The sequence below is a fragment of the Zobellia uliginosa genome (assembly GCF_900156625.1).
Taxonomy (GTDB): domain Bacteria; phylum Bacteroidota; class Bacteroidia; order Flavobacteriales; family Flavobacteriaceae; genus Zobellia; species Zobellia uliginosa.
This window is the reverse complement of the sequence record NZ_FTOB01000001.1, coordinates 559,899-585,129: the sequence shown is the minus strand read 5'-3', so window position 1 is coordinate 585,129 and position 25,231 is coordinate 559,899. Positions and strand designations below refer to the sequence as shown.

Sequence of the window (25,231 nt, the reverse complement as noted above, 5' to 3'; positions counted from 1 at the left end):
CTCAACTTATTTTTAAAATTACCCAAATAGGTTATGCACGATCTAGGGAAAAATTAGAATGCTCGTCTAATTCGTGTTCCAAAACATTTCGCCATGAGACCAGTTGTTCATCGTTTACGGCAAAAATGGATTTAAATTCTTCCAGAATAGGCTCCATTAGCGTTCTAACGCTGTCAATGTCAAAATACAGGCGACCCGTTCTTCTAATGAAAAAATCCATGGGATTCTGCACCATTTCGTAGTCGATGCAAAAACGCAGTTCGGCCTTTGCCAAACGTACGTATTTATCGGTATCGCTCAAACCGTCATAATTTTCTAGAATCATTTCGGTCTGCTTTCCATAGGTGGTAACCAAGAACCAAGCATCGTGCTTGGTAAAACCATCCCCTTTGATACGGCTGTAAACTTCACTGATGTATTTTTCAACATGCTTGAACTTTTTAAAATCTACGTTGCCACAAAGAAATATCTTCTCGGTATAACACTCTTTTAGTTCGGTGCCCTCTTCTTCTTCCATTCTTTTGGCTATGCGGTCAACGACCCTTTCCGCCATTTTCCTATACCCGGTAAGCTTACCTCCGGCAATACTTATCAGGCCTGTATCGGAAGTGAATATTTCATCTTTTCTCGAAAGTTCGGAAGCCGATTTTCCCTCTTCATGGATCAAGGGACGCAAACCTGCCCATGATGATATAATATCGTCCATTTCTAGATTGATATCGGGGAACATGTTGTTCACTGCGGATATGAGATAGATGGCATCGGCCAAGTCTGTGCGAACGTTATCCTTGTCCTTATTGTAATTGGTATCGGTAGTACCGATATAGGTGACCTTACCGCGCGGTATTGCAAACATCATTCTACCATCGGGTACATCAAAATAAACGGATTGCTTTATCGGTAATTTCTTTTTAGGAAATACCAAATGCACCCCTTTGGTCAAGTGTAATTGCTTTCCTTTTTTAGAATTATTGGTGCTTCGCAATTCATCGACCCATGGGCCCGCAGCACTGATAACATATTTCGATTTAATATTGAAAGTGGCCCCTGAGACCCCGTCTTTTACTTGAACCCCCGCTACTTTTTCATCTTCGTAAATAAAATCCTCTACGGCGGCGTAGTTTAGGGCCTGTGCCCCGAACAATAGGCTCGACTTGATATTCTCAATGGTCAAGCGCGCATCATCGGTACGGTATTCGGCATAATAACCGGCGCCTTTCAATATTTTCTTCGGAAGCAAAGGCTCTAGTTTCAAAGCTTCTTTTTTCTCAAGCATCTGACGCTTATCGTCACCGGTTACCTGGGCCAAAATGTCGTATACCTTCAGACCGATTGAAGTCAGCCACTTACCGTATGAACCATTTTCAATAAGGGGAAGCAACATTTTTTCAGGAAGGACCAAATGTGGTGCCAGTTTATGGACGATGGCACGTTCAGAGCCGACTTCCTTTACCAGCCAAAAATCGAATTGCTTTAAATACCGCAGTCCGCCATGTATCAACTTGGTCGATTTACTGCTGGTTCCAGAGGCAAAATCCCCTTTTTCGACCAAGGCCACTTTGAGTCCACGTGAGGCGGCATCAAGGGCGATCCCCCCGCCTGTAATACCTCCACCGATAACGACAAGATCGTAGGTACTGGAGGTAAGTTCGACAATCGTTTTTGCCCTATCCAAATTTGAAAACCTAATATTTTTCATAACATTCTTTTACTGTGTTGCGGTATTACACTGCTGTGTCTTCCTTTTATTGTTCTTCCCATCCTTTGGTTCGCTCTACGGCCTGCTTCCATTTTTTGTAAAGACGTTTCCTTTTTACACGGTCAAAGGTAGGCTTAAAGATTCTGTTCATAGGTCTATTTTGATCCACATCTTCTTGTTTCCATAGTCCCACTTGAATACCTGCCAAAAACGCGGCACCCATAGCTGTAGACTCTATTACTTCTGGGCGGTGAACCTCAGAATCTAATATATCGGCCTGAAATTGCATTAAATGGTTATTGGCACAAGCACCACCATCTACACGAAGGTTTTTCAGCTGAATTCCAGAATCATCTTCCATCGCTTTTAAAATATCTTTGGTCTGGTAAGCCAATGATTCTAGAGTAGCCTTCGCCAAATGTGCCTTACCTGTATCTCTTGTCAATCCAAATACCGCTCCCCTGGCATACATATCCCAATAGGGAGCTCCCAAACCTGCAAAAGCGGGAACCACATAGACCGGGTTTTCACCTTCAACAGAATCGGCAAGCGCTTCCGTTTCCTTGGCATCCTTGATAATTTTCAATCCGTCGCGAAGCCACTGAATGGCTGCACCCGCAATAAATATGCTTCCTTCAAGTGCATAGTTCACTTTTCCATCCAATCCGTAAGCGATGGTAGTAAGGAGCCCGTTTTTGGAAAATTGAGGTTTTTCCCCTGTATTCATAAGCATGAAGCACCCTGTTCCATAGGTGTTTTTTGCCGTGCCCTTATTGAAACAGGCCTGTCCGAACAAAGCGGCCTGTTGATCACCGGCAATACCGGCAATCGGAATTTTAACCCCATCGACCTCATAATCGCCAAAATGATGTGCCGATGGCTTTACTTCGGGAAGCATCAGTTTTGGAATACCAAGGGCCCTGAGCATCTTATCGTCCCATTTTAGGTTCACAATATCGTAAATCATGGTGCGTGATGCATTGGTATAATCTGTGACGTGATTTGCGCCATTGGTCATGTTCCATACCAACCAGGTGTCTACGGTACCCATTAACAAATCGCCATTTTCGGCTTTTGCACGTGCCCCTTCCACATTGTCTAAAATCCACTTTACCTTGGTTCCGGAAAAATAAGAATCAATTACAAGTCCGGTAGTCTGTCCTACATGCTCTGATAATCCACTCTTTTTTAGATGTTCGCAAATATCCGCCGTACGTTTATCTTGCCAAACAATAGCGTTATAAACGGGCTCTCCGGTAGTTTTGTCCCATACCATTGTGGTCTCACGTTGATTGGTAATCCCAATGGCCAAAATGTCACTTGCGGCAACACCTTCGTTCTTCAACAATTCTTTTAACACCCCCAATTGGGTTTCAAGAATTTCTTTGGGGTCGTGTTCTACCCAACCCGACTTTGGAAAGATCTGTTTGAATTCTTTCTGCACCATGCCCTGAATCTTGCCTTCTTGATCTACAAGCAATGCGCGAGAACTGGTGGTACCTTGGTCTAGAGATATAATGTATTTCATTTGAGAAAGTTTTAAAGCCAAAACCACACAACAGTAGCATAGTGTAGCACAGCAAAGATATATAAATATACTCGAATAATATGCAACTACAAAGTAGGAATTCTATTCAATGGTAATCGTAACGAAAACTTCATTGCCAAAACTGTCTAAGGCCATAATCTTGTGATGGCCTTCCTCGGGCAACAGGGCTATTTCATGAAAGGTATGGGTCTGTCCCACAAAAGTTTCGTCGAGATACCAATAAACGGCAGCGCCCGCTTTTGTATGGGCCAATTTTACGACCAACTCGTTCGTCTTGCCCTCAAAATTCTTGGCGAGTGTGATACGACTTCCGTTTTTTGGATATATAAACTGCATGGGCGGGTCGCTGTCATTGCGACAATTAGCCTGAAAAGGAGGAAGCTCGCGATACGAAGGATTTGACGAGCGGTAATAATAGGCCATTAGGGGAGGCAACACAAACCATGGTTCCGAGACGATATTCGACATGTCGGTACAGGAAGAGTTTACCTGGAATTGCCGTTGGGCATTTAAGTGGACCATTTGGTGATACGGACAGGAGCTAACATAATTTTCTTTGTTGGGAATAGCTATCCGCTTTACGGGACAAAGGTCGGTTGCCAAATAACCGCTCTTGGCGCATACATTGATTTCGGTAAATTCGTCAAAGGGTTTTTGAAACCACTGGCTACGGGGCAAGACATCAAAAACATCGAACATTAGTGGTGCGGCACTCGAAACACCACTTACGTTGGGCCGTCCTTCGCCATCGGCATTCCCGACCCACACACCGACCACATGGTCGGTAGTAACGCCTATGGCCCATGCATCTTTGTTACCGAAACTCGTTCCTGTTTTCCAGGCAATTTCCTTGCTGCTATCGAAGAACTGCCATGATTCATCGCCTTCGGGCCTGTTTACCTCCTTCATAGCTTCAAAAGTGAGGTAAATGCTTCCTGCATCGAAAACCGTTTTTTCAAGGGATTTTTTCCCATAATCGACCGTTGCGTCGGTTTTTAAGTCCAAATCGGTAAACTCTCCGGTGTAATATTCACTCGATGTGGCATTAAAATGGTTAAGGGTGCCGGCCAGGTTTGCATACGTTTTACAAAGGTCCCACAGATTGCTTTCGGCCCCTCCTAAAATAAGGGTAAGTCCGTAATGGTCGGCAGATTTTGTTATCCCCCTTAGCTTAAAAACATCAAGTTGGTCTCTAAACTTTTCCAATCCGTACGCTTGCAGCAGTCGCACCGCGGGTATATTCAACGAACGCGCCAGCGCTTTCTTGGCCGCGACCGCCCCACTATAACTTTCGCTGAAATTCTCAGGGCTATACCCCGCTATTTGGGTAGGCACATCGGCCACCAACATATCGGGCAATAGCTCCCCCGCATCTAACATAGCCGCATACAACAATGGTTTGAGTACGCTTCCGGTACTACGGTTGGCCCTTACCATATCGACATCTTTTTGATGCTCAGCATCGGTAGGTGTATTGCCCACATATGACAAAACCTTACGTGTGTGCACATCGACTACCATTACCGCAGCATTGTGCACTTGATTTTGCTTGAGGTTGGCATGGTGTTTTTTAACGATGGCGTTTACATGCTGTTGCAATTTTTCGTCAACACTGCTTACAATACGCTGTCCCTTATCGGTTTTTGACATATACTGCACTAGGTGCGGAGCCGTGTCGGGCAAGGAAAAAGGTTTGGCCGGAAGTGGTTCAAGCAAGGAAAGGTCGTAAGTAAGTCGATCAATGATCTTATTGTCAAACAGTTTTTTCAGCAGCCGATTGCGTTTTTTTAAAAGTCGATCTTGATTCTTTCCCGGATAAATAAGGCCCGGTGCGTTGGGCAGCACCGCCAATGTCGCGCTTTCCGCCCAAGACAACTGATAAGGCCTGAGTCCGAAATACCGCCACGCCGCCATTTCAAGTCCAACGACATTGCCCCCAAAGGGTGCATGTCCACAGTAAAGTTTTAAAATGTTCCGTTTTGACTCCCGTATTTCTAGCCGGGTAGCCAATACCAACTCGATGAGCTTTTCAACATACGAACGTTTTTTTTGGCCCCTTGACAGACGTACGACCTGTTGGGTAAGCGTACTACCGCCCCTCACTACCTTTCCTTGGGCAACATTCTCGCGTAGGGCCTTTAGCATTGAAATCGGATTGAAGCCAAAGTGCTCATAAAAATGAGCGTCTTCAAACTGCAAAATGCATTGCTCAAATTTATCCGGAACACTATCGGCAACAGGAAATCGCCACTGGCCATCGTCGGCAATTCGGGCACCCAACAAGCTTCCTTGCCTGCTTTCCACTACTGTGGCCGTTGGTGCGTCAAAGAGGTTCTGGGGCAGACAAAAGTAATACGCCACCACAGCCACAAACAACAAGGTAAGTTTTATGGGGTGTCTCTTAAAAAACTGGATCAAACCTTTCATCTCTTAAAATCGTACTTGTGCCATCAAACTAACAGAAGGCCTATCTTTTGAAACCTTTGCTTCCCTTATACACCCTTAAAGACAAGTTGCCTATAAGACGTATTTTCAAAGGCATCAAACAATATATTCCTTCTCCAGAAAATAGCCGACAACAGCTTCCTTCATCAATACGGCCTGTTCCCCCGCTTTCAAAGGCGGCAATTCTTCCTTGACATGGTAGTGGGGCCATCCTTCCTCATCAAAATAATCGAACTCATAATAGCCATATGGTTCCAACAAACGACAGATGGCAATGTGCATCAGGTCTAATTTATCGTCTTTCTTGTATTTTCGATGGTACTGTCCTAATTCCTGTACGCCAACCAAATAGATAATGGCATCGAGTTCTAAGGGATCACCATCGGCGAACTGGGCCGACAACTTCTCTACCAATGCACTCCATCTTCCTTTTAATTCTTCATCTCTAGACATCTATTCTCGCGTTTTTTTGTTTACTGCGCTGTAGTCCACAAAGGTACGAATCAAAACACTACTTTTGTGTAAAGACCACCCTTATGAGTTTCTTGGATATTATTTTAGGATTACTGCTTTTATATGGCCTTTGGAAAGGCTTAAAAAACGGACTTTTTGTGGAACTTGCCTCTATTGTCGCCTTAATTGCGGGAATTTATGGCGCTATTCATTTTTCATATTACGCCGGCGACCACCTTTCACAAAACATGGATTGGAACGAACAGTACATTAATATTGCCGCCTTTGTCATTACTTTTATCGTAATCGTATTGGCAGTACAACTGGCCGGCAAGTTCTTGACGAAAATCGCCAACTTTGCCATGTTAGGACTACTTAACAAAGTTGCGGGAGGCATTTTTGGCGTGGTTAAAGTGGCCGTGATATTAGGGGCCTTGCTCATATTCTTTGAACGCGTCAACAATTCTTCCGGGGTCGTAAAAGATGAGACCATGCAAGAATCGGTATTATACGGGCCCATTAAAGAAATCGGGGCTTTTATATTCTCAAAGGTTTTGAAGGAAGACAGCCCTATTCAACCCAAGGAAGAAACCGAAGAAATTGAAAGTGTAGTTATCTAAAACCTAATTTTCAATACCCACGTTGTGCTTTCCCCCACAATCGACACCTTCCCGAAAGCCCTATTTGCCAATCATACCGCAGGAAGCTCCACAAATTTTATTTTTATTTCAGGGAAAACATCTAATTCAGGACACAAAAACCTAAAACAAAAGAGTTAGCACTGATAGCTTATGTTCTCCCGATTGCGACATTACAGGTTTCGCTCGGTAGGTAAGACAACTATCAAAAAACACGTGTTTAAATATGCTCCGACCTTATATTGTTTTAAAAGTCAATACTGTGTGTTTTATCTATCCTTTTCTTACATCGTCTTGCCCCTAAACCAACTATTATGCAAGACGTCGATTTTTCATTTCGGATTTCCCCATTAAAACCTGTATTTCCTCTAAAAGGCGTCTTCATATATAATTTCCCGAAAATTGGGCCGTTTTAAGGCCTCACCAAACGGAAACAAGATGAAAAAACCGATTTTACTATTCGCCATGGCCGCAGGCTGTATGTTTACTTCATGTAAAAAAGATGACTCCGGAGGTGATGGCGACATTTTAGGTACTTGGTCATATATTGCCTATGCCGATGACAATGGCAAAGAACTCGCCGATGAATGTACGCGTATGGACCTGCTTCGCTTTAAAAACGGTAATGTTTTTGATTATGAATACCACTTTGCCAGTACAGCGGGCGATGGGTGCATAGAAGGCACCCATTCCTCGGGCTCTTGGACCTATCAATTCGACAGTAAGGTACGATTGGATTATGGTACCGAAAACAATCCAGATATTACTGTTGCCAAATTCAGTATTTCCGGCGACATCCTTACCCTTACCTTTGATGAAGGAAATGGAACATATAAAAAGAAATACAAAAAGAAATAGCCCTCCAAACTACGGCCCCCAAACAAAAAAGACCTTCTAAAAGGTCTTTTTTTGTTATTGAATTTCGAAGGTACATTTATTGTACCACCTCTACCCATCGACCTTGGGTTCGCACCACATAATCGTTGTCGTACATGGCTTCGGCCTGTATACCGGGCAAATAATAACGTCCTAAGTACGAGGCGTTCAAAAGTACCCTGAACGTTTTGGTTTCATTGGCTTCCATATCAAAGTAGAAATTACTTCGGTCATCCCTAATATCGGTATAGGTGACTTGGTTATCGGCAAAGTCGCCAAAATCGGTAAAGCGGGTGTTTACAATCTCCCACCCACTCGGAAATATTTCGGTAAGCGCCATATTTTTGATTGCCTGCCCCGTAGTATTGGTCAAGCTCACCTCCGCAACAAAATCAGTTCCTTGGGTTATTTGCGATACATCTAAAACATTGCCGTTTCTCCCTTTGAAGGTTAGTCGCGCCCTTAGGTTCCTTTGGATAGCTTTCTCTTCACCTACCGGCAATATCCCTTGGTTGACAAGGCTTACGAACAAGGTATTCGACTCCTTGTTTTCAAGGATGAGCTGGTTGCTTCCTTTTTTAATGGCGATGTCACGATTTGCCAAGCTTTTGGAAGTACTCACATCTTCCTGTTTTCCGTTGACCGTCAAGCTGGCTTTTATACCTTTACCGCCCACCATTTTTGCAAATTTGGCCATGGCGACCAAACTGTATGCCGTAGTTTGGGTGCTCATCCATTGATTCGACGAAAGTCGCTTGGCCAAATCATCGGCCAGGCTATTTGATTTTACCTTTTCGCCTAAGAGCACATAGGTTTCTAGGGCCATAGCGCGATTTCTATCTTTAGAACCGTAAGTATTCCCTTTTGGGTCGCTAAAATTGGTTTGGGCCATTTTTAAAATATTTTCGGCCACACTATGTTGTCCGATAAGGGCATAGGTCGCAGCAAGACGAAACTTCGCATCGTTCGATAGGTCGTTTTTCTCTCGCAATCGATTCATACTGGCCACATCGGCATTACCCGACAAGGCCAAGGTGTATAGGCGATAGGCCTGAGCCAAGGTGCTCCCACCAGAGCCCGGACGCCATTGTTTGGCCTTGTTCTGCTGATAAGGTACCCAACTCGATTTAAAGCCCAAGGGAAGTACATAGCCTTTCTTTTCGGCCTCTAGCAAAAAGTGGCCGGCATAGCTTGTGCCCCAATCGTTAGAATAGTTTTGACCGGGCCAATAAGAGAAACCGCCCGTGGTATTTTGATAGCCTCCCAAAGTTTTTACCGCACGTACGATATTCTGTTGGATCCTTTTCTTTTTGTTTCCGTCCAAATCAAAAATATCCTTCAGATAGAGTTGTGGAAATGCGGCCGAAGTAACTTGTTCGACACATCCATGCGGGTATCGTATCAAGTATTGCATACGCCCGTTGAAGTCCATTGGCGGCAGGGAAGAAAATTCTATCTGGGCCGAATTGCTTCCCGATATACCAAAGGTTTCCAAGGAAATGTGTTTTGAGGAATTCGGTTCCAGAACCACTTCTTGCCTGTCGGATGTTACCGGATTCGGGTTGACCACGTCGATAGGAATCTCAAAAGAGGCTTTTTCCCCGTTCCCGGAAGCTTCTACCACCACTTTTCCAATCCCTTTGAAATCGGCAACCTCCAGTTCAAAATAGGCCATTTTTTCATCGGGCCGGGAAAAGCTAAGCGATTGTTTCGCATCTCCCGAAATAACAAAAGATGGGTCGGGCCTCAACCTTAAGGTCACGTTCTTCACTTTTTCTTCCATGGCAAAAACCGTAACGGGCAAAGTCACTTTTTCACCCGGTGTAATCTTTCTGGGCAAGGATGCGAGAACCATTAAAGGTTTGCGTACCGGAACGGTTTTCTCGGCCATCCCATAGGCTTCGGCCTTTTCGTTTTCGGCAATGACCATGGTACGTACCGAACCTACATATTTCGGAATCTTGATACGATGCGATTTACTTTCTCCCTCTTTAAGGCTAAAAGGCCCTAAATGGACCACCATGGGCTCAAAGCGGTTGGCCTTCTTATTTTTGGCTCCTGCCAGTTCCCCGTCGCCACCGATAGCGAAGACTTGGTTGACCTTGCCCCCAAACGCTCCTATGACCTCGTCAAAAACATCCCAGGTCTTTACCCCCAATGCCTCATTCGCATAAAATGAATTCCATGGATCCGGAGTTTGATATCGGGTTAAGTCGAGCAGTCCCTCATCGACAATGGCTATACTATAGGTCATGGCTTTTTTGGTCTTTTCAGCCACTTTTACCGTGATGGTCTCTTCGGGTCTAAGCACTTCGGGCATTGATATTATGGGACTTAGCTTTGTTTCGGGATTCTCTACGGAAACCGGTATCACCCCGTATAAGCGAATCGGGCTATCGTTCAACGTACTGGCATGGGGTTGCAGCAAGGAGATGTGTACATAAATGTTAGGCGTGTAAGCCGCTTCTATCGGCAACTGAAACTTGGTTTCGCCCTGGGTCGTACCTACCCATAGGCTTTCAAGCACCTCAGAACCGTTTTCTACCGTAACCAAGGCCCGGCCACCGGCGGAACTCGGAAAGGTAACCGTAGCCGACTCCCCAACATTGTAAGTTTCCTTATCGGTCGAGAAAACCAACATGGTTGCGGCCGAAGGGTCGTTCTTTCTAGATTTCCCGGCCCATCCCGGCCAATCGATATATACTGTTTTTCCGGTAGCATGCCCGCCATTCGGGTCTTCTACGTAAACAAGGTATCTTCCCCATTCTGGATATTTTAACTCAAACTGAAACTCCGCCTTTCCGTTCGAACCTGTGCTTATCGTCTTTTCAAAAACTTTTTCGTGGTATTGACTGCTACTGAAATTCGATAGGTTATCGGCAGAAGTATCCCACCACCATCGCCAATTGACCTTGTGCACCGTAACGTTCAGGTTCTTGACCGCTTTGGCTTTTCCGTTTTCATCAACGGTAACGATTTCGAAATTATGTGGGGTGTCGGTAAGCAGCATTCCCCTGCTCTTATCTCCCTTGGGCACGTTCAAACCTACGTAGGTACTGTAAGGCGCGTACTTTTTAGTAAAGACATCGGTGCTAAAATCCCCTCCGTTTTCATAAACCTTGATAATAAAAGCAGCCTTCAACATACCTGGGGCCTTGCTCTTAAACTGAGGGGCAATCGTAAACCGGGCTTTACCTTGTTCATCTACCTTACCGGTAAAGATGACCTGATCCTCTACCGAAAAATTGCGGGTAGGGTCATTAAAAACATAGCCTGGAAACTTATCGAACTCCGTTGAGGTTGGGCTAAACTTTGCCGTAATATCCGCCTTGAGGTTTTTGGCCACGGCGCCATGCAACCAATTGACCGACATGTCCACCGAAATAGGTTTGTCTCCCTTAAGAAGGTCCTCGTCAAAATCGGTCTTTATTTTCAACCTATTGGGTTTTATCGTCTCAATTTTCAGTGTCTTACTAAAAGAGGCCCCACCGACGGATATTTTGGCCATCCAATTTCCCGTAGGTGCGTTTGCCTCGGTCTTGACATTGAACTGATAGAAATTATTAAGGCCACTCGTCTTTATCTCACGGTATACCACCTTGCTGTAAGGGTCAAACAGCTCCAATTTAACGGGGTGCCCCGCGGAAAGCTTGTTTGCATTGTCGTTCAAGATAAAGGATAGGTAAATTTCATCGCCTGGTCTCCAGACCCCGCGTTCGCCAAAAATGAAGCCTTTCAATCCTTTTTGCAATTGTACCCCGGCTACTTTGAACTTACTTACCGATAGCGTATTTCCATCATTGAGCTTTACATAGGTTTTTTGTCCATTGCTTTCGGCTACGGCAAAATAGGCCATGGCATCGGCATCGTAAATCGACTTCCCTTCCGCATCGGTAATCACATGTCCGAGGACTTGTTGCTGGTAATTGTAAAAGGTGACCTTTACCCCGGCCATAGGCATGGCATCCAGAATATTTGTAGCTACTACAAAGTAACTTTTATTCGTTCCCCTTTTAACGGTAAGGCCTATGTCGGAAGCTAAAATATTCGTCCCGATCTTCTTATCGTAGTAATAGGAGCGATCGCAAGGGTTATCACGTTCGTTCCAGTTATAATCGTAGTAGTAATCGTTATAATAATAATCCCCTACATTGTCCCACAGGCTGTCCTCGCTTTCCTCATCGTAATTTTCCTCTTCATCGGGTGAAAGGTCGAAATTGGTACTATCGCATTTATAGGCACTGTCTTCAGGACCGAAGTCGAATTCAACGCGGTACATGGCACCCTTTTCGGGCGAAATCAAGTTTTTTAGGTCTATGGCATGGGCAGTCCATTTATCGTTAAGGTCCGAAACGGCGTTGTCCAACACAATTTTTTTACGCGCAATTGGTCTGGCCACGGCCCTTAAATTACCTTGGCCACCCAAATTGTTCCCCTGAAGGAACTGCAAGACATTGTTTTCATAAATCTTAAATACCGAAACTTTTATCGATTTCAGGCTTACCGCTTCAAAATTAACCTTTAGATTATTGGAAGAAGGAAGTATAGTACCATTAGAAAGCAAACGCACTTGGGGCTTTAACCGTTCAAAAGCGACGCGCTCGGTAAATTTCGATTTCAATTTACGGCCCTCCGTACTCTCTATACCTTCAAAAACATCGATGTTGACCGTACCCTGTATATCTTTGGACGGATACACCCTCAGCGTATTGCCGTCAACGGAATATTTTGGATTATCATCTTGTTCCAATACCACCAACCCCTTAAAATTCTGTCCTTTTTTTATGGGGTCTGAAAAATTGATCAAGACCCGGGCATTTTCACCGGATTCTACGGTCGCATCTAAGACCGTAAAGTTGTTTTTCCCCGGTATTTGTATGGTATTACTACCACTACTTTCAATATCGAACTTATCTCCGTTCCACTCTACCTCAAGTTCCGAATCGTTTTCAAGTCGCTGTATACTATCGATGGTAAAGGCGAACAGGGTTCCCTTTTGTACCGCATCGTCGAAGCGTACATGAACGGATTTATTATTATGTTTTACACTTATAAGTTGTTTTACTTTTTCCAGAGGAAAAACATCGGCCATACGAAGCTGCCCCGTTACATATTGCAATGAGGAAGAATAAGACTGGATGGCGTTGGTATAGATATTGAATTGTTGCTTTAACGTTTTAACGCTAAAATTAAGCTCTTCTAGTTCTTCAGGAAGCTCTTTCTTGATACGTTCAAGGTCGAGCGTAAAACGGTATTCGGTGTCTTGTTCAAATTGGGTGTTGGGCGTAAAGGCAATAGTTCGTGAATCGAGCGCCACGACCTTTCCTTTGACTTTCGGTTCTACGGTAAGAAGATCAGCTTCAAGCTCTTTTCCGCTCTCCCAAGACGCTACGGGCTCGGTCAGTACCACACGAACATCACTATGTGCCGATATAACACCATGTGAGACTTGGATAACATAGTCTTGAAACTTGCCGATATCGTCTAATTGCATATGGGTACCTTCCTTCTTTGAAGTACACGAAACAATTCCTATTAAAAGGAGTAAAACGTAAAAACGGATATTGATTTTCATAAAAAACCTATTTTTCACAAAATTAACGGATAGAATTATGGAATCCATCACGGTTTACCGTGAATTAAGTAGCATCCGAACAAGGACTGTACCCCTGCATATCAAATTCTCCGAACAATTAAAATTTCTGCCGTAGATTAAATTACAGGCCTATCGTACGGTTTGACTTACAACGCAAAATCAAGGAGTGTATTTCATCGAAAAGAGTAAATTATAGAACCTAGCAATCATAATATTTTAGATATTAGCCAGACGATAACTCCCCTTATCGCGTATAGAACACGAGAATACCCCATTCTTCCTTCCTACTTTTCTAGAATACGCCTACTTACAAATAGAACTTTGTATGAAAATGAGAATGCACTTTGCTGCACTCGTTTTATTTGTATGTACTTTGGCCTCTTGCAGTAAAGAGTCTGTCGACACTACAAATATTACCGAGGCCGAGACTGCCGAAGCAGTAGAAAAAGAATTATTGGAAGCCGTGAACGGACACCGCGTTTCCATTGGACAAAACTCACTGGAGTTCAGCGCCGTGGCCTATACCCACGCCAACGCACATACCGATTACATGATTGCCAAAGGCACCCTTAACCACGATAATTTTAGTACTAGGGCATCGGATATTTCCGCAAAAGAAGCTGCTAAATTTGTGGCCGAAAACGTAGGTAGGGATTACGCCAACGCTTCACAGGCCTTGGATGGCTGGCTAAGCAGTGCCAGTCACAAACGAACCATAGAAGGGGAGTTTACCCATACCGCGGTAAGTGTCAAGAAAGGCAGCAATGGCAAAATGTACTTTACACAAATCTTTTACAGGTAATTTTTCAGCTTTAAAGGAGCATTATCGTCTGATATTTATAGGGATAAGGGCAAGTTTTTCATAAATTTGAGATTGTAACAACAACTATTCCCCATTCTCGATTTTATTAGGGAAGGGGAAGTGGTCGTAAATTTTGAACAAAATGCCCATAAAAGCTCCCTTTAACCTCAATCGCTGGATTGAAGAAAACAGACACTCCCTAAAACCCCCGGTAGGCAATAGAAACCTGTATAAAGATGCCGGTGATTATATTGTTATGGTAGTAGCTGGCCCCAATGCCAGAAAAGACTATCATTTTAACGAAACCGAAGAGCTCTTCTACCAATTGGAGGGCGAAATAGAAGTACACATACAAGAAGACGGGCAAAAAAAAACCATGAAGCTGGGTCCTGGCGATATGTACTTACACCCCGCAAAAGTGCCACATTCCCCGGTTCGCACTGAAGGAAGCATAGGCTTGGTCATCGAAAGAAAACGGGCCGATCTAGATGTGGAGGACGGACTTCTATGGTTCTGCGACAATTGCAACCATAAACTTTATGATGTTTACTTTAAACTCAATGATATTGAAGTAGATTTTCTCAAACACTTCAAGCATTTTTACAGCTCCGAAACACTTCGCACCTGCGACAATTGTGGGACGGTAATGCCCGTAGATGAGAGATTTATCGCCCATGATTGACGTTTTTATTGGCTTATCAATATAAAATTGTCGTTCTTTGGTAATGGCATTAGCGTCGCCAAAGTTTTTAGGATTCCCCATACCAACCTCTTATGACCACTCTGCAAATTCTAAAATACTTGGCCGTTCTCCTTATCGGAAGTAGTTTAGCCTTATTTATTTTCTTTTCGATCAATAACAGGTACCTGCTTCAAAACAAGTCGGCCGTAGACAGCGCCGTTACCAAATCGGTGATAAAACTTGAAGACGAGCTCAACAAAATAAATTTGGTGGTCGAGTCAATGGCCTTTTTCTACGAGAACAAACGCTATATACCCCAAAACCTTTTTGAGCGCTTTACCGACCCATTTATAAAAGAACTTAACGGCATCAAGGCATTGGCCTGGGCTCCAAAGGTCGAAGACTCGTTGAGGACAAAGTTCGAAGAGTACAGAACAATTACCCAAATCGACTCTAGCGGGCAGCTCGTTCGAACAACATCAAACAATGTACATTACCCGGTTACCACCCTAAATCCAGTAGCGCCTTTTAATCAAGTCTTGGGATACGACGTGTTTTCCGATAGCACAAAAAGAGAGGCCATCTTACGTTCCTTAAAAACTGGCAAACCTGCCATTTCAGGCCCTATTCAATTGATTTCGGAAGCTGACGGGGTCAGAGGAATCTTGGCCTTAAAATCGGTAAGTTCCGCAGAATCGCCCAAAAACAAGGGCATTGTTCTTGGGGTATACCGTATGGACAAGTTGATTTCCGAAACCCTAAAATCTGAAATTAAGGTATTCAATCTATGCATCCACGATCATGAAGCCGGCGATACGCTATTGTTTTCCAATATACCCACCAGCAAGACCCATAAAGACCAGTACAAGAAAACCATCATCAAAAAGAGTATCAATGCAATAGATCGCAAATGGGACGTTCACTTCGTGCCCAAACAAGAGTACCTCTCCTTTCCGCATGTCTTCGAATCTTATGTAGTTCTTATCCTCGGCCTGGCCACAACGCTGCTCTTGGCCCATTTGGCCAGAAGAAGGGACAATCATAACGACCGCCTTGAAGCCCGTGTACTATTGCGTACGGGCGAACTTGAGGAATCGAACAAACAAAAGGAAAACTTGTTACGGGAAATCCACCACAGGGTAAAGAACAATCTTCAGATCACCTCTAGCTTGATCAACATGCAGAAACGCAAACTGGTAAGTAAAGAGGCCATAACGGCCTTAGAAGACAGTCAAGCACGTATATCGGCCATAGCGCTCACCCATCAAAAAATCTATCAGGACAAAGATTCAAAGGCCGTGAACCTACATGAATACCTGAAAGATCTCATGGAATACCAAAATAAAATCTCACCCTCTTTCAGCTACAAGATCAATTGCCCAGAAATATCAATAGACCTAGATAAGGCCGTTCCGCTGGCCTTGATCATTTCCGAACTTGTGACCAACGCGGTAAAACACGCCTACCCAGACAAAAAAATTACAACGAACTCCGTATCGACGTAAAAAAGTTGGACAAATCGAATATCTCATTGACCATACGCGATAATGGCAAAGGCCTTCCCGAAGGCTTTGCCATCGAAAACGCCGAAGGCATAGGATTCGATATCATAAAGGCACTTTGCCGACAGATTTCTGCCGAGCTTTCGTATAATTCAGACAGTACCGGCACCAATTTTAGTGTTATTTTCAATAACCAAACATAGAAAAACAAAGGCGTTATGGCAGAAAAAATACTTATTGGTTTTATTTCGCTCCTACACTTGTATTTCCTATATTTTGAAATGTTCGCTTGGACGACCAAGGGCAAAAAGATTTTTAGAAAATTTCCCTCAGAACTCTTTGAGGCCACTAAACCCATGGCCGCCAATCAAGGGCTTTACAACGGTTTTCTCGCCGCCGGATTAGCATGGACCTTTTTTATATCCGACCCACTCTGGCAAGAAAACATCGCGCTCTTCTTTCTAAGCTGTGTTGCTATCGCCGGAATCTACGGAGCCTATTCGGTAGACAAAAAAATCCTATACATACAGGCCCTTCCCGCCCTGTTGGCCATTGCCCTTATCTTAATCTAAGCTAGGCCGCACAATCGTCCCGTAGTTTTGATCGCATTCCTAGTCGGCATACATGTGATTAAAATTTACTTTTCTGGAATAGTTGAAGTATCTTTATCAAAAAATATAACAATAACGCAATAAAAAGTTATAAAATGTCAAATTTAGCATCACAATTCGGTATCGAAAAAGCGCTTAAGGATTTAGGTGTAATGGATATAAACCACGGTACCTCAACAGGCTCCTCACATTTTGGTTCCGGAGAAATTATTTCATCATACTCGCCAGTAGACGGGGCACTGATCGCTAAAGTCAAGACGACCACTAAAGAAGATTACGAACAAGTGATGGCTGCCGCGCCCCAAGCCTTTAAGGTATGGCGAAGCAAACCGGCTCCGCAACGAGGCGAAATCGTGAGGCAATTTGGAGAAAAGTTAAGGGAGAAAAAAAAAGCCTTAGGCAAATTGGTATCGTACGAAATGGGAAAAAGCTACCAAGAAGGCTTGGGAGAAGTACAGGAAATGATCGATATCTGTGACTTTGCCGTAGGTCTTTCGAGGCAGTTGCACGGTCTTACCATGCATTCCGAACGCCCAGGTCACCGAATGTACGAGCAATATCATTCACTGGGTGTGGTCGGTATTATCTCGGCTTTCAACTTTCCCGTTGCCGTTTGGGCATGGAACACGGCCTTGGCATGGATCTGTGGTGATGTTTGTGTTTGGAAACCATCTGAAAAAACACCCTTATGCGGGGTGGCCTGTCAAAATATTGCCATAGAAGTCTTTAAGGCCAACGGTCTGCCCGAAGGCATTTCTTGTTTGATCAACGGTGACTACCGCGTGGGTGAGATGATGACCACCGATTCACGAATCCCCCTGATATCGGCCACAGGCTCTACCCGTATGGGAAAAATCGTAGCCCAGAACGTAGCGGCCCGCTTAGGCAAATCGCTCTTGGAACTGGGGGGCAACAACGCTATAATCGTCACCCCCGATGCCGATATTAAGATGACGGTAATAGGCGCGGTATTCGGTGCGGTAGGAACGGCAGGTCAACGCTGTACCTCGACCAGAAGGCTCATTATTCACGAAAGTATTTACGACCAGGTCAAGACGGCCCTTGTAGAAGCCTATAAACAACTTAGAATCGGCAACCCATTGGACGAGAACAACCATGTAGGTCCACTTATCGACACCGATGCGGTGGCCCATTATAAAAATGCCCTTGATAAAGTCGTTGAAGAAGGAGGAAAAATTATTGTGGATGGAGGTATTCTCGAAGGCGAGGGCTACGAAAGCGGCTGCTATGTAAAACCGGCCATTGCCGAGGCGCAACCCGATTTTAAAATCGTACAGCACGAAACCTTTGCCCCGGTACTTTACCTTTTGAAATATTCGGGAAACGTTGAAGACGCCATCGATATTCAAAACAACGTGGCCCAAGGCCTATCTTCGGCCATTATGACCAACAACCTTCGTGAAGCCGAGTACTTCTTATCGGTTGCAGGTAGCGATTGTGGTATTGCCAATGTAAATATAGGTACTTCAGGTGCCGAAATTGGAGGTGCTTTTGGAGGGGAAAAAGAAACCGGTGGCGGTCGCGAATCAGGTTCCGATGCCTGGAAGGTCTATATGCGCAGACAGACCAATACCATTAACTATACTACTGAGCTTCCTTTGGCGCAAGGCATCAAATTCGATTTATAGAAGTGAAATGTGTTTATGTGAAAACCCGCCGTTAATTACTTGACCTTCCCCCGAATAGACAAGTAAAAAAATAGCGGGTTTTTAAACACTAGACTAACTCAAGCATCTTTGTATACACTTTCCTTTTTCACAACATATCTTTAATTCCTTCCCTATTACCGCGTACGGTTGCGGTCTTGGGCATTTTCCAACTTCCGTGGAGTAAAGCTTGCGTGCCCAACACAATGAACATGCATATAAAATTTGCGATTTTGATAATTTCAGTTTTCATAACTTCTCGTTTTAGAATTATCCTTTCTGCCCTATAAAAGTATATATCTAAGTCTTGTCCCCAAAGTAATAATGTATAGCCCCATCCATTAAATACACAACTAGTTAGATTTCCTGTATAACTGGTCGTCGTGTCTATCCGTAGGGAATAGCAATCGGCAACAATATCTTTTACCCATTCGTGTGGCCTAAATGGAAAAGGTTAACACATCTCCCCTTCTACAACCGTATTTCATCGAAAACCGAAATACATTTTGTAATACTTTACTTATTAATTAGTCAGTTTTAACATTTGTCTTGTTTTTTTTAATACATTGTAGTCTAAACACTTAACACTCCATTACGATGAAACGTTCAACCCTGTACCTACTTGGTATCATCATTACCATCATAGTAGGTATCTATTTTTATATCAACTGCTGTAGCAATTGTAGGCCAATGGTTCAACAACAAGAGGAAGCAAAACAAGAGGTAGCACCTACCCCGGCCCCTCCTAGGGCCAGTTCCTATCCTTTTGCCCTAAGTGACGGCGACTTTAGCTACGAGACCCAAGACAATTTCAATTTTAATCGATCTAGCCCTCGTTTTATAGAACCGGTATCGGAAAACGTAAGCCGTGGTATCAGCCCAGCCCTAAAGGACTATTTGGCCACCCATAAAAACAAGATATTGACCCTTACCGGATATTACCAAAGTGACGAAGACAACAACACCGCTTTTCCGAACTTAGGCCTCGCACGGGCAAACTCGGTCAAAAACCACCTCACATCACTTGAAATTCCGTCCTCACAAATCGACATCCAAGGGAAATTGATGGACGATATGGTGGCCGACGGCAACATATTCAAAGGCCCCATTGCCTATGGTATTAGCGAAAAATCAGGTAATGACGATGATGAAATAAAGGCACTTTACGAAAAAATAACTTCAGACCCTTTGGTCCTTTATTTTGATACGGCAGAAGCCTCCATAAACCCTTCCGAAGAACAGCGCCTAAAAATTGCGGACATCGTAAGGTATCTTGACAAGGTCGAAAATGCCAAATGCAACATCGTGGGATATACCGATAGTAAGGGAGGTAGACAAACCAACCTTCGTCTCGGGCAAGGTAGGGCCGATTTTGCCAAAGCCTATCTTGTTCAAAATGGGATTGCCGCCGATAGAATAGCAAGCTCATCAAAGGGATCCAACGACCCTATAGCCAGCAATGCTACCGAAGAGGGAAGGGCCAAGAACAGAAGAACCGTAATATCTATTAAATAATCAATAATTAAAACTAAAAGAAAATGGAATCTGGAAATATAAATATGATGTGCTGGTTGATCCCACTTCTTGTCGGAGTCATTTGTGGAATCTTAGGGTATCTCTTAGGCAAGTCGAACACCAAGGTTATCGATAATTCAGACGAGTTAAAGCGCTGTAACGACGATAATTCGAGACTACGGGCCCAACTTGAGGCCTGTAAGCAACAACTGATCACCATGCCCGAAACCAAGGAGGTTTCATCTTCATTAGGCGCTACGCCCATGGCCGCCGTTCCGATTCTTGTTCCTTTCGATGCTGCCGCGGCAAAAGCGGCAATCGGTAAAACTGTAAAAGAAAACGATCTAAAGGTCGTAGAGGGTATTGGACCCAAGATAGAAGGGCTGTTTCATGCCGAGGGTATCAAAACATGGAAGGATCTTTCGGAAACCTCCGTTGCCCGCTGCCAAGAAGTTCTAAAAGGTGGCGGTGATCGCTATAAAATCCACGACCCGGCATCATGGCCAATGCAGGCCAAGATGTGCTATGAAGGAAAATGGACGGAACTTGCCAGGTGGCAAGATGAGCACGATCACGGAAAGTTATGAACCTTTCGTATATCTCAAATCCAGACCTCGCTATGCGGGGTTTTTTTATACCCCATCATATCGCTCCATAACAGCCGACCATACCGTTTATCGAAGAAAGCCAACCGCTCATATTTTTCACAACAAATTGGGCTCCGTTCACAACAAATAATTAGAAAAAAGAAAATGTCAAGGTAGATTTACATTGTAATTAAGTGATAGTAATGACCCAAATCAATCCTAGAGCTTAACCGAAAACAAGTTACGTTTCCCAAATCGGAGCTTGACCTACAATAAGTTAAAACCTACTTAATAAGAAAATCCGGCCTAGAGGTAGACCGGATTTTCTTATTTTATTTTATGACGAACTATAAAACCTATATCATACCGTTGGCCTCAACCCACTTGAACCTGTACTGATCTTCAGGAAATTTCATGCGTTCTGAAATACGTTCCAACCGTTCCGGTAATTTAATCAAGTAGTCACGAGCTTTTTCCGCCTCATCATTAAGGCTTCTCACTTTTTCCAACTCCCAATAGGCATTCAATTTTCTAAGAATATCCACGTAATCTTGAGCGGTATATACCCCAAGGCGTTGCGCACAGTTAGAGAAGTTTTCAAAAGCCGCACCTATGGTTCCACCGGATTCACGTAAGAAATGGGCCGGCATAACGATTTTCTTTTTCATCATATCGGCAAAAGCCAACATCATACCCGAGGGGTCTTCACCAAAAATGGTTTTCACAAACTCCCTATAGGCCAAGTGATGCCGCATTTCATCACCTGCAATTATGGTACACATCTTACCCAATAGCGCGTTTCCTTTTTTCTTTGCCATTTGGCCTACCCTTTTATGCGAAATGTTGGTAGCCAATTCTTGAAAAGAGGTATATACAAAGTTCTTGTAAGGATCCCTATCGGTTCCGATATCAAAACCATCGGATATCAGGTGTTGGGTAGTATATTCAATCTCCCTCATATTTACCCTACCCGATAGATAGAGGTACTTATTAAGCACATCACCATGACGATTTTCTTCGGCCGTCCAAGCCCTTACCCATTTTGACCAACCGTTCTTTTTGTTTTCACCGTGTTGATCGATACCTTCAACATCCATCAACCAAGATTCATAGGTCGGCAAAGCCTCCTCTGTTATGGTATCGGCAACCATGGTCACCCAAAAATCGTATCCCAGTTCCTTAGACTCACCACGAAGCTCGCGAACAGCTTCAAGAAACCCTTCACTTTCGGAATCGGGCAAAAAATCACTAGGTTGCCAGATATCTTCTACGGGAATCAGAAAAGAATCCATAAATCCCTCAACTTGTGGCTCTATCGCCTGCATAACCTCTAATCGAATATTCTTTTCAGGCATATGTGTGTGTTTTTAACAAAGTTCGTCAATAATATAATTAAAATATAAAAATAAGATATCTAATTTCAGTTTCTTCCGGGTTCACCAGGATATAGCTGATGTACCGGATCGCTTTGAAATATAGTTTTCGAATCGATATCGAGCATGGAAAGCGGGCCTTTGAAAGCGGCTCCCGTATCTACGTTCCAAACATTGGCGGCCCTTGTAGGCTGGGTAACCGTGGTTTTGGAAATAGGGGTGTGCCCAATGAAAATTTCTTTGTAGTGCGTCAACCGTTTGGGGTAGTCAGGGTTAGACCCCTCCAATTTCGGATTGAGCGAACGAGCCAGTTCCCACAGTGTACGGTCCCAATAGAAGGTCTGCTTAAAATACTCGTATTCAATCCCCTTCAAGTTAGTAAATCCTGCATGTAAAAACAAACGTTTATTACTATCGACATAATGGTTTTTCAAGCCTTCATAGAACTCAATATGGTTCCGTTTAGTTTGGGCATCGGCCTTCTCGTATGAGGCCAAGGTAGCCCCCCCGCCATGTTGAAGCCAAAGTGGGTTGTCTTTGCCATCGCGCAACCACTCCAAGCAAAGCTCATCGTGATTCCCCCGTATAAAAATACAATTGTGGGAATTGCCCAATTCAATCAAAAAATCGACGGTTTCGACAGCTTCGCTCCAGCCATCAACATAATCGCCCAAAAAAATAAGTTGGTCGTCGGATGTTACCCCTGCCCGTTCAAATACTTGTTTTAATCCTTTTAATCCTGAATGAATATCACCTACTACAAGAGTTCTCATTTTGCAAAAATCGAAATAATAGCAATGATTACCACAATAAAAAGTACCAAAAAAAATATTTTATAAAAAGAATAAGGCCTAGTGCCACTGAGTTGCCCGGTTTGACCGTTAATATAGAAATTATATTCTTTGTTGTCGTACCGATATGAACTGATATATACCGGTAACAGAATGTGTTTGAAGGTTTCATCGGCCAAGGTGATATCGGACTGTGTAATGCGCTGGGTATCACCACCGATATCACGACGGATCCAGCTATAAGCTATTTCCTTGGCTTCTTGAAAAGACAAGTGGTGCCCTTCCTTTAAGGAAATCGAATACTTTTCCGTTACAAAGCCCGAGAGGTATTTGGAATTGAAGGGCACTAGCTCCTTTACATCCCACTGGGCCACCTTAGGCGGAATTTCCTGTCGTTTCTTTTGGGAAGCATTGATCAAGATGTCATCTACGAAACCACTAACGGAACCCGACACCCTAGACCATCGGGTTTTTCGAACTTGCCGGGTCTGCGTTCCATTCTTCGTCTTAACCCGATGAGTTTCGTAATAATAATCGCCCCTCTGCCCCTCATACCGGGCAGAAAGATTGGCATCGAAAGTCCAATAGGGCACATACAGCCCGTGAAGGCCTTCGGGGTCGAGGGCGGCACGCTTTAACTTGTTCGGGGCGAACCAAAGACCGTTCACCCAATTTTTAAACAAGATTTTCGCCTTCCGTGCGTCGATTTGAAAAGGAACCAAGGCCATGGGCAGTATCCAGCCTTCCTCTTCAACATCTTCTATAATCAGGGGTTCACTGCAATAGATACATTGTAGCGATTTATAATTTTCTTTAACATGCTGGTTGGCCCCACAGTTTTTACAGTGGAGCACATCAATGGTTTGGGTATAGGCATTATCGCCCACCACTTTTAAATAGTGCTGTAACTCAAGTTCCTCTAGGCTGCTTTTGGCCTGTTCGATAAACTCTTCGTAGCCGCAATACTCGCAAACGAGCTGGTGCGTTCCTGGCTTGAATTTAAGCTCTGCGCCACAGTTGGCGCATGCCTTTTTATGTTCGGATCGTTTGGTATCTTCCATTGGTTTTTTATGTCATTTCCACTAAACAAGAGAGTTCACCCTAATGAAATGACGTTTTAGGCCGTTGGCAGGGGCGGAGGTGTATTTCCTCCCAAAAAAGATTTCAGTTCATCTACGTCTTTTAGGGCCGTCCAGTTTTGCATGCCCTGTTTCCAAACCAAGGTTTCCCTGTTAATCGTTCTATTGGCAAACAATTCTTTGAGCCTATCAAAAGTCACGGGACCGCTCTGCTGGCCGTTAATCCCGTAATAATACATGGTTTGAGCAGGCATTGGCGGTGGGGCGGGCACATCGACTTTTTGCGCTCCAAAGACGGGATTTTGGCCTTGTGGCGCCATCATATTGCCCATTTGTTGGGCCAGAACAAAGCCCATACCCATGCCCATGCCGGCTCCTGCCGTACCACCTTCGTTTTTCGCCGCGGCCTCCATAGCCTTTGCGGCCTTAAACTGGGAAAGCTTCACCATATCCAACTTATCTAACCTACTATACTCGAAAATCTCTTTTTTAAGCTCTTCCGGCATAGAAACGTTTTCAATATAGAAACGCTCCAACTCTATACCGACCCTTCCGAATTCGGGTTGCATTACCTCTTGACAGGTTTCCGATAATTCGCTCGTATTGGCCGCATAGAGTTCTATAGGTAGATTGGCTTCGCCCACCGTATCGGTAAAACGGGTAACGATCAAACTCTTTAAATGCTCATTAATCTCATAACTCGTAAAATTAGCATCCGTTCCGACTACATCTACAACAAATTTCCCGGCATCGCCAATTCTAAAGCTATAGGTTCCGAAGGCGCGTATTTCCACCAGTCCGAAACGATCATCGCTCAGCATAAAGGGGTTTTTGGTCCCCCACTTTTCATCAGTGAACAAACGGGTATTTACAAAATAAACCTCAGCCTTAAAAGGGCTGTCAAAGCCATATTTCCAACCTTTCAGGGTAGTCAATATAGGTAGGTTCTTCGTGTTTAAGGTGTAGGTGCCGGGCGTGAACACATCGGCCAGTTGGCCTTCATTTATAAATACCGCGGTCTGCCCTTCCCGAACGATAAGCTTGGCGTTGTTCTTTATTTCGTTCTGATAGCGTTCAAATCGGTATACAATAGTATCATTGGTCGGGTCTAACCATTCAATGATATCGATAAACTCATGACTTAGTTTCTTTTTTATTTCGTTGAATATGTCCATTACACCCTGTTTTTAAATTTTTTAATAAGGTAGTGGATTTCTGTAAAAGGCACAAAACATCCTATCCCACTTACAGAAAAACCCTTTAAAGTGATCATATTTTTGCACAAAATGGACGCTATCCAACAAAACCGATTTGTCAAACCCATAAAATTCAGTGCAATTTTTTGTATTTAGTGAAATATTTTGCG

General features: G+C 43.8%; 20 protein-coding genes. 10 read left to right on the top strand and 10 right to left on the bottom strand.

What is annotated here, in order from left to right:
* Positions 1-31: 31 nt before the first annotated feature.
* From BW980_RS02425 to BW980_RS02410, 4 genes are all read right to left on the bottom strand, one after another.
* Positions 32-1,699 carry a glycerol-3-phosphate dehydrogenase/oxidase gene (locus BW980_RS02425; protein ID WP_076453351.1) on the bottom strand — a complete coding sequence of 556 codons (1,668 nt, stop codon included), beginning with the start codon at positions 1,697-1,699 and terminating at the stop codon, positions 32-34.
* A gap of 46 nt (positions 1,700-1,745) precedes the next feature.
* Positions 1,746-3,227 (bottom strand): glycerol kinase GlpK, encoded by a 1,482-nt coding sequence (glpK, locus tag BW980_RS02420; RefSeq protein ID WP_076453350.1) that lies wholly within the window; start codon positions 3,225-3,227, stop codon positions 1,746-1,748.
* A 102-nt stretch (positions 3,228-3,329) separates the two neighbouring features.
* Complete coding sequence (gene pbpC / locus BW980_RS02415) at positions 3,330-5,675, bottom strand: penicillin-binding protein 1C (RefSeq protein ID WP_076453349.1); 2,346 nt, start codon at positions 5,673-5,675, stop codon at positions 3,330-3,332.
* A gap of 114 nt (positions 5,676-5,789) precedes the next feature.
* Positions 5,790-6,146: a hypothetical protein gene (locus BW980_RS02410; RefSeq protein ID WP_076453348.1), complete on the bottom strand. Its 357-nt coding sequence runs from the start codon at positions 6,144-6,146 to the stop codon at positions 5,790-5,792.
* 83 nt (positions 6,147-6,229) lie between these two features.
* On the opposite strand from BW980_RS02410, the gene BW980_RS02405 reads away from it, so the two are divergent.
* Positions 6,230-6,766, top strand: coding sequence for a CvpA family protein (locus BW980_RS02405; protein ID WP_076453347.1), 537 nt, complete (start codon positions 6,230-6,232; stop codon positions 6,764-6,766).
* A gap of 456 nt (positions 6,767-7,222) precedes the next feature.
* A complete protein-coding gene (locus BW980_RS02400; RefSeq protein ID WP_083690322.1) occupies positions 7,223-7,642 on the top strand; it encodes a lipocalin-like domain-containing protein in 420 nt (139 codons plus the stop codon).
* A 76-nt stretch (positions 7,643-7,718) separates the two neighbouring features.
* Here the strand turns inward: BW980_RS02400 and BW980_RS02395 are convergent, their stop codons facing one another.
* Positions 7,719-13,235, bottom strand: coding sequence for an alpha-2-macroglobulin family protein (locus BW980_RS02395; RefSeq protein WP_076453776.1), 5,517 nt, complete (start codon positions 13,233-13,235; stop codon positions 7,719-7,721).
* A gap of 346 nt (positions 13,236-13,581) precedes the next feature.
* On the opposite strand from BW980_RS02395, the gene BW980_RS02390 reads away from it, so the two are divergent.
* From BW980_RS02390 to amaB, 6 genes are all read left to right on the top strand, one after another.
* Positions 13,582-14,058: a CAP domain-containing protein gene (locus BW980_RS02390; protein WP_013992841.1), complete on the top strand. Its 477-nt coding sequence runs from the start codon at positions 13,582-13,584 to the stop codon at positions 14,056-14,058.
* Between the two features lie 142 nt (positions 14,059-14,200).
* Positions 14,201-14,740, top strand: coding sequence for a 3-hydroxyanthranilate 3,4-dioxygenase (locus tag BW980_RS02385; RefSeq protein ID WP_076453345.1), 540 nt, complete (start codon positions 14,201-14,203; stop codon positions 14,738-14,740).
* A 92-nt stretch (positions 14,741-14,832) separates the two neighbouring features.
* Positions 14,833-16,245, top strand: coding sequence for a CHASE domain-containing protein (locus BW980_RS02380; RefSeq protein ID WP_076453344.1), 1,413 nt, complete (start codon positions 14,833-14,835; stop codon positions 16,243-16,245).
* A gap of 5 nt (positions 16,246-16,250) precedes the next feature.
* Complete coding sequence (locus BW980_RS02375) at positions 16,251-16,445, top strand: hypothetical protein (RefSeq protein WP_076453343.1); 195 nt, start codon at positions 16,251-16,253, stop codon at positions 16,443-16,445.
* A gap of 15 nt (positions 16,446-16,460) precedes the next feature.
* Entirely contained in the window at positions 16,461-16,814 is a 354-nt protein-coding gene (locus BW980_RS02370; protein WP_076453342.1) for a DUF1304 domain-containing protein, read from the top strand.
* 134 nt (positions 16,815-16,948) lie between these two features.
* Positions 16,949-18,502, top strand: a complete 1,554-nt coding sequence (amaB, locus tag BW980_RS02365; RefSeq protein ID WP_076453341.1) for an L-piperidine-6-carboxylate dehydrogenase — start codon at positions 16,949-16,951, stop codon at positions 18,500-18,502.
* Positions 18,503-18,629: 127 nt separating this feature from the next.
* Here the strand turns inward: amaB and BW980_RS22480 are convergent, their stop codons facing one another.
* Entirely contained in the window at positions 18,630-18,773 is a 144-nt protein-coding gene (locus BW980_RS22480) for a hypothetical protein (RefSeq protein ID WP_175609836.1), read from the bottom strand.
* Positions 18,774-19,117: 344 nt separating this feature from the next.
* Between BW980_RS22480 and BW980_RS02360 the strand changes: the two genes are divergently transcribed.
* The gene (locus BW980_RS02360; protein WP_076453340.1) at positions 19,118-20,035 is read left to right on the top strand and encodes an OmpA family protein; all 918 of its coding nucleotides are present in this window, start codon (positions 19,118-19,120) and stop codon (positions 20,033-20,035) included.
* A gap of 23 nt (positions 20,036-20,058) precedes the next feature.
* Positions 20,059-20,622 (top strand): hypothetical protein, encoded by a 564-nt coding sequence (locus BW980_RS02355; RefSeq protein WP_076453339.1) that lies wholly within the window; start codon positions 20,059-20,061, stop codon positions 20,620-20,622.
* A gap of 356 nt (positions 20,623-20,978) precedes the next feature.
* Here the strand turns inward: BW980_RS02355 and BW980_RS02350 are convergent, their stop codons facing one another.
* The 4 genes from BW980_RS02350 to BW980_RS02335 all read right to left on the bottom strand — a co-directional run bounded on the left by BW980_RS02350 (position 20,979) and on the right by BW980_RS02335 (position 25,040).
* The gene (locus BW980_RS02350; protein ID WP_076453338.1) at positions 20,979-21,977 is read right to left on the bottom strand and encodes an acyl-ACP desaturase; all 999 of its coding nucleotides are present in this window, start codon (positions 21,975-21,977) and stop codon (positions 20,979-20,981) included.
* A 65-nt stretch (positions 21,978-22,042) separates the two neighbouring features.
* Positions 22,043-22,768: a metallophosphoesterase family protein gene (locus BW980_RS02345; RefSeq protein WP_076453337.1), complete on the bottom strand. Its 726-nt coding sequence runs from the start codon at positions 22,766-22,768 to the stop codon at positions 22,043-22,045.
* The gene (locus BW980_RS02340; RefSeq protein ID WP_076453336.1) at positions 22,765-23,847 is read right to left on the bottom strand and encodes a TFIIB-type zinc ribbon-containing protein; all 1,083 of its coding nucleotides are present in this window, start codon (positions 23,845-23,847) and stop codon (positions 22,765-22,767) included. Before BW980_RS02340 ends, BW980_RS02345 begins: the two co-directional genes overlap by 4 nt.
* Positions 23,848-23,903: 56 nt before the next feature.
* The gene (locus BW980_RS02335) at positions 23,904-25,040 is read right to left on the bottom strand and encodes an SPFH domain-containing protein (protein ID WP_076453335.1); all 1,137 of its coding nucleotides are present in this window, start codon (positions 25,038-25,040) and stop codon (positions 23,904-23,906) included.
* Positions 25,041-25,231 lie beyond the last annotated feature (191 nt).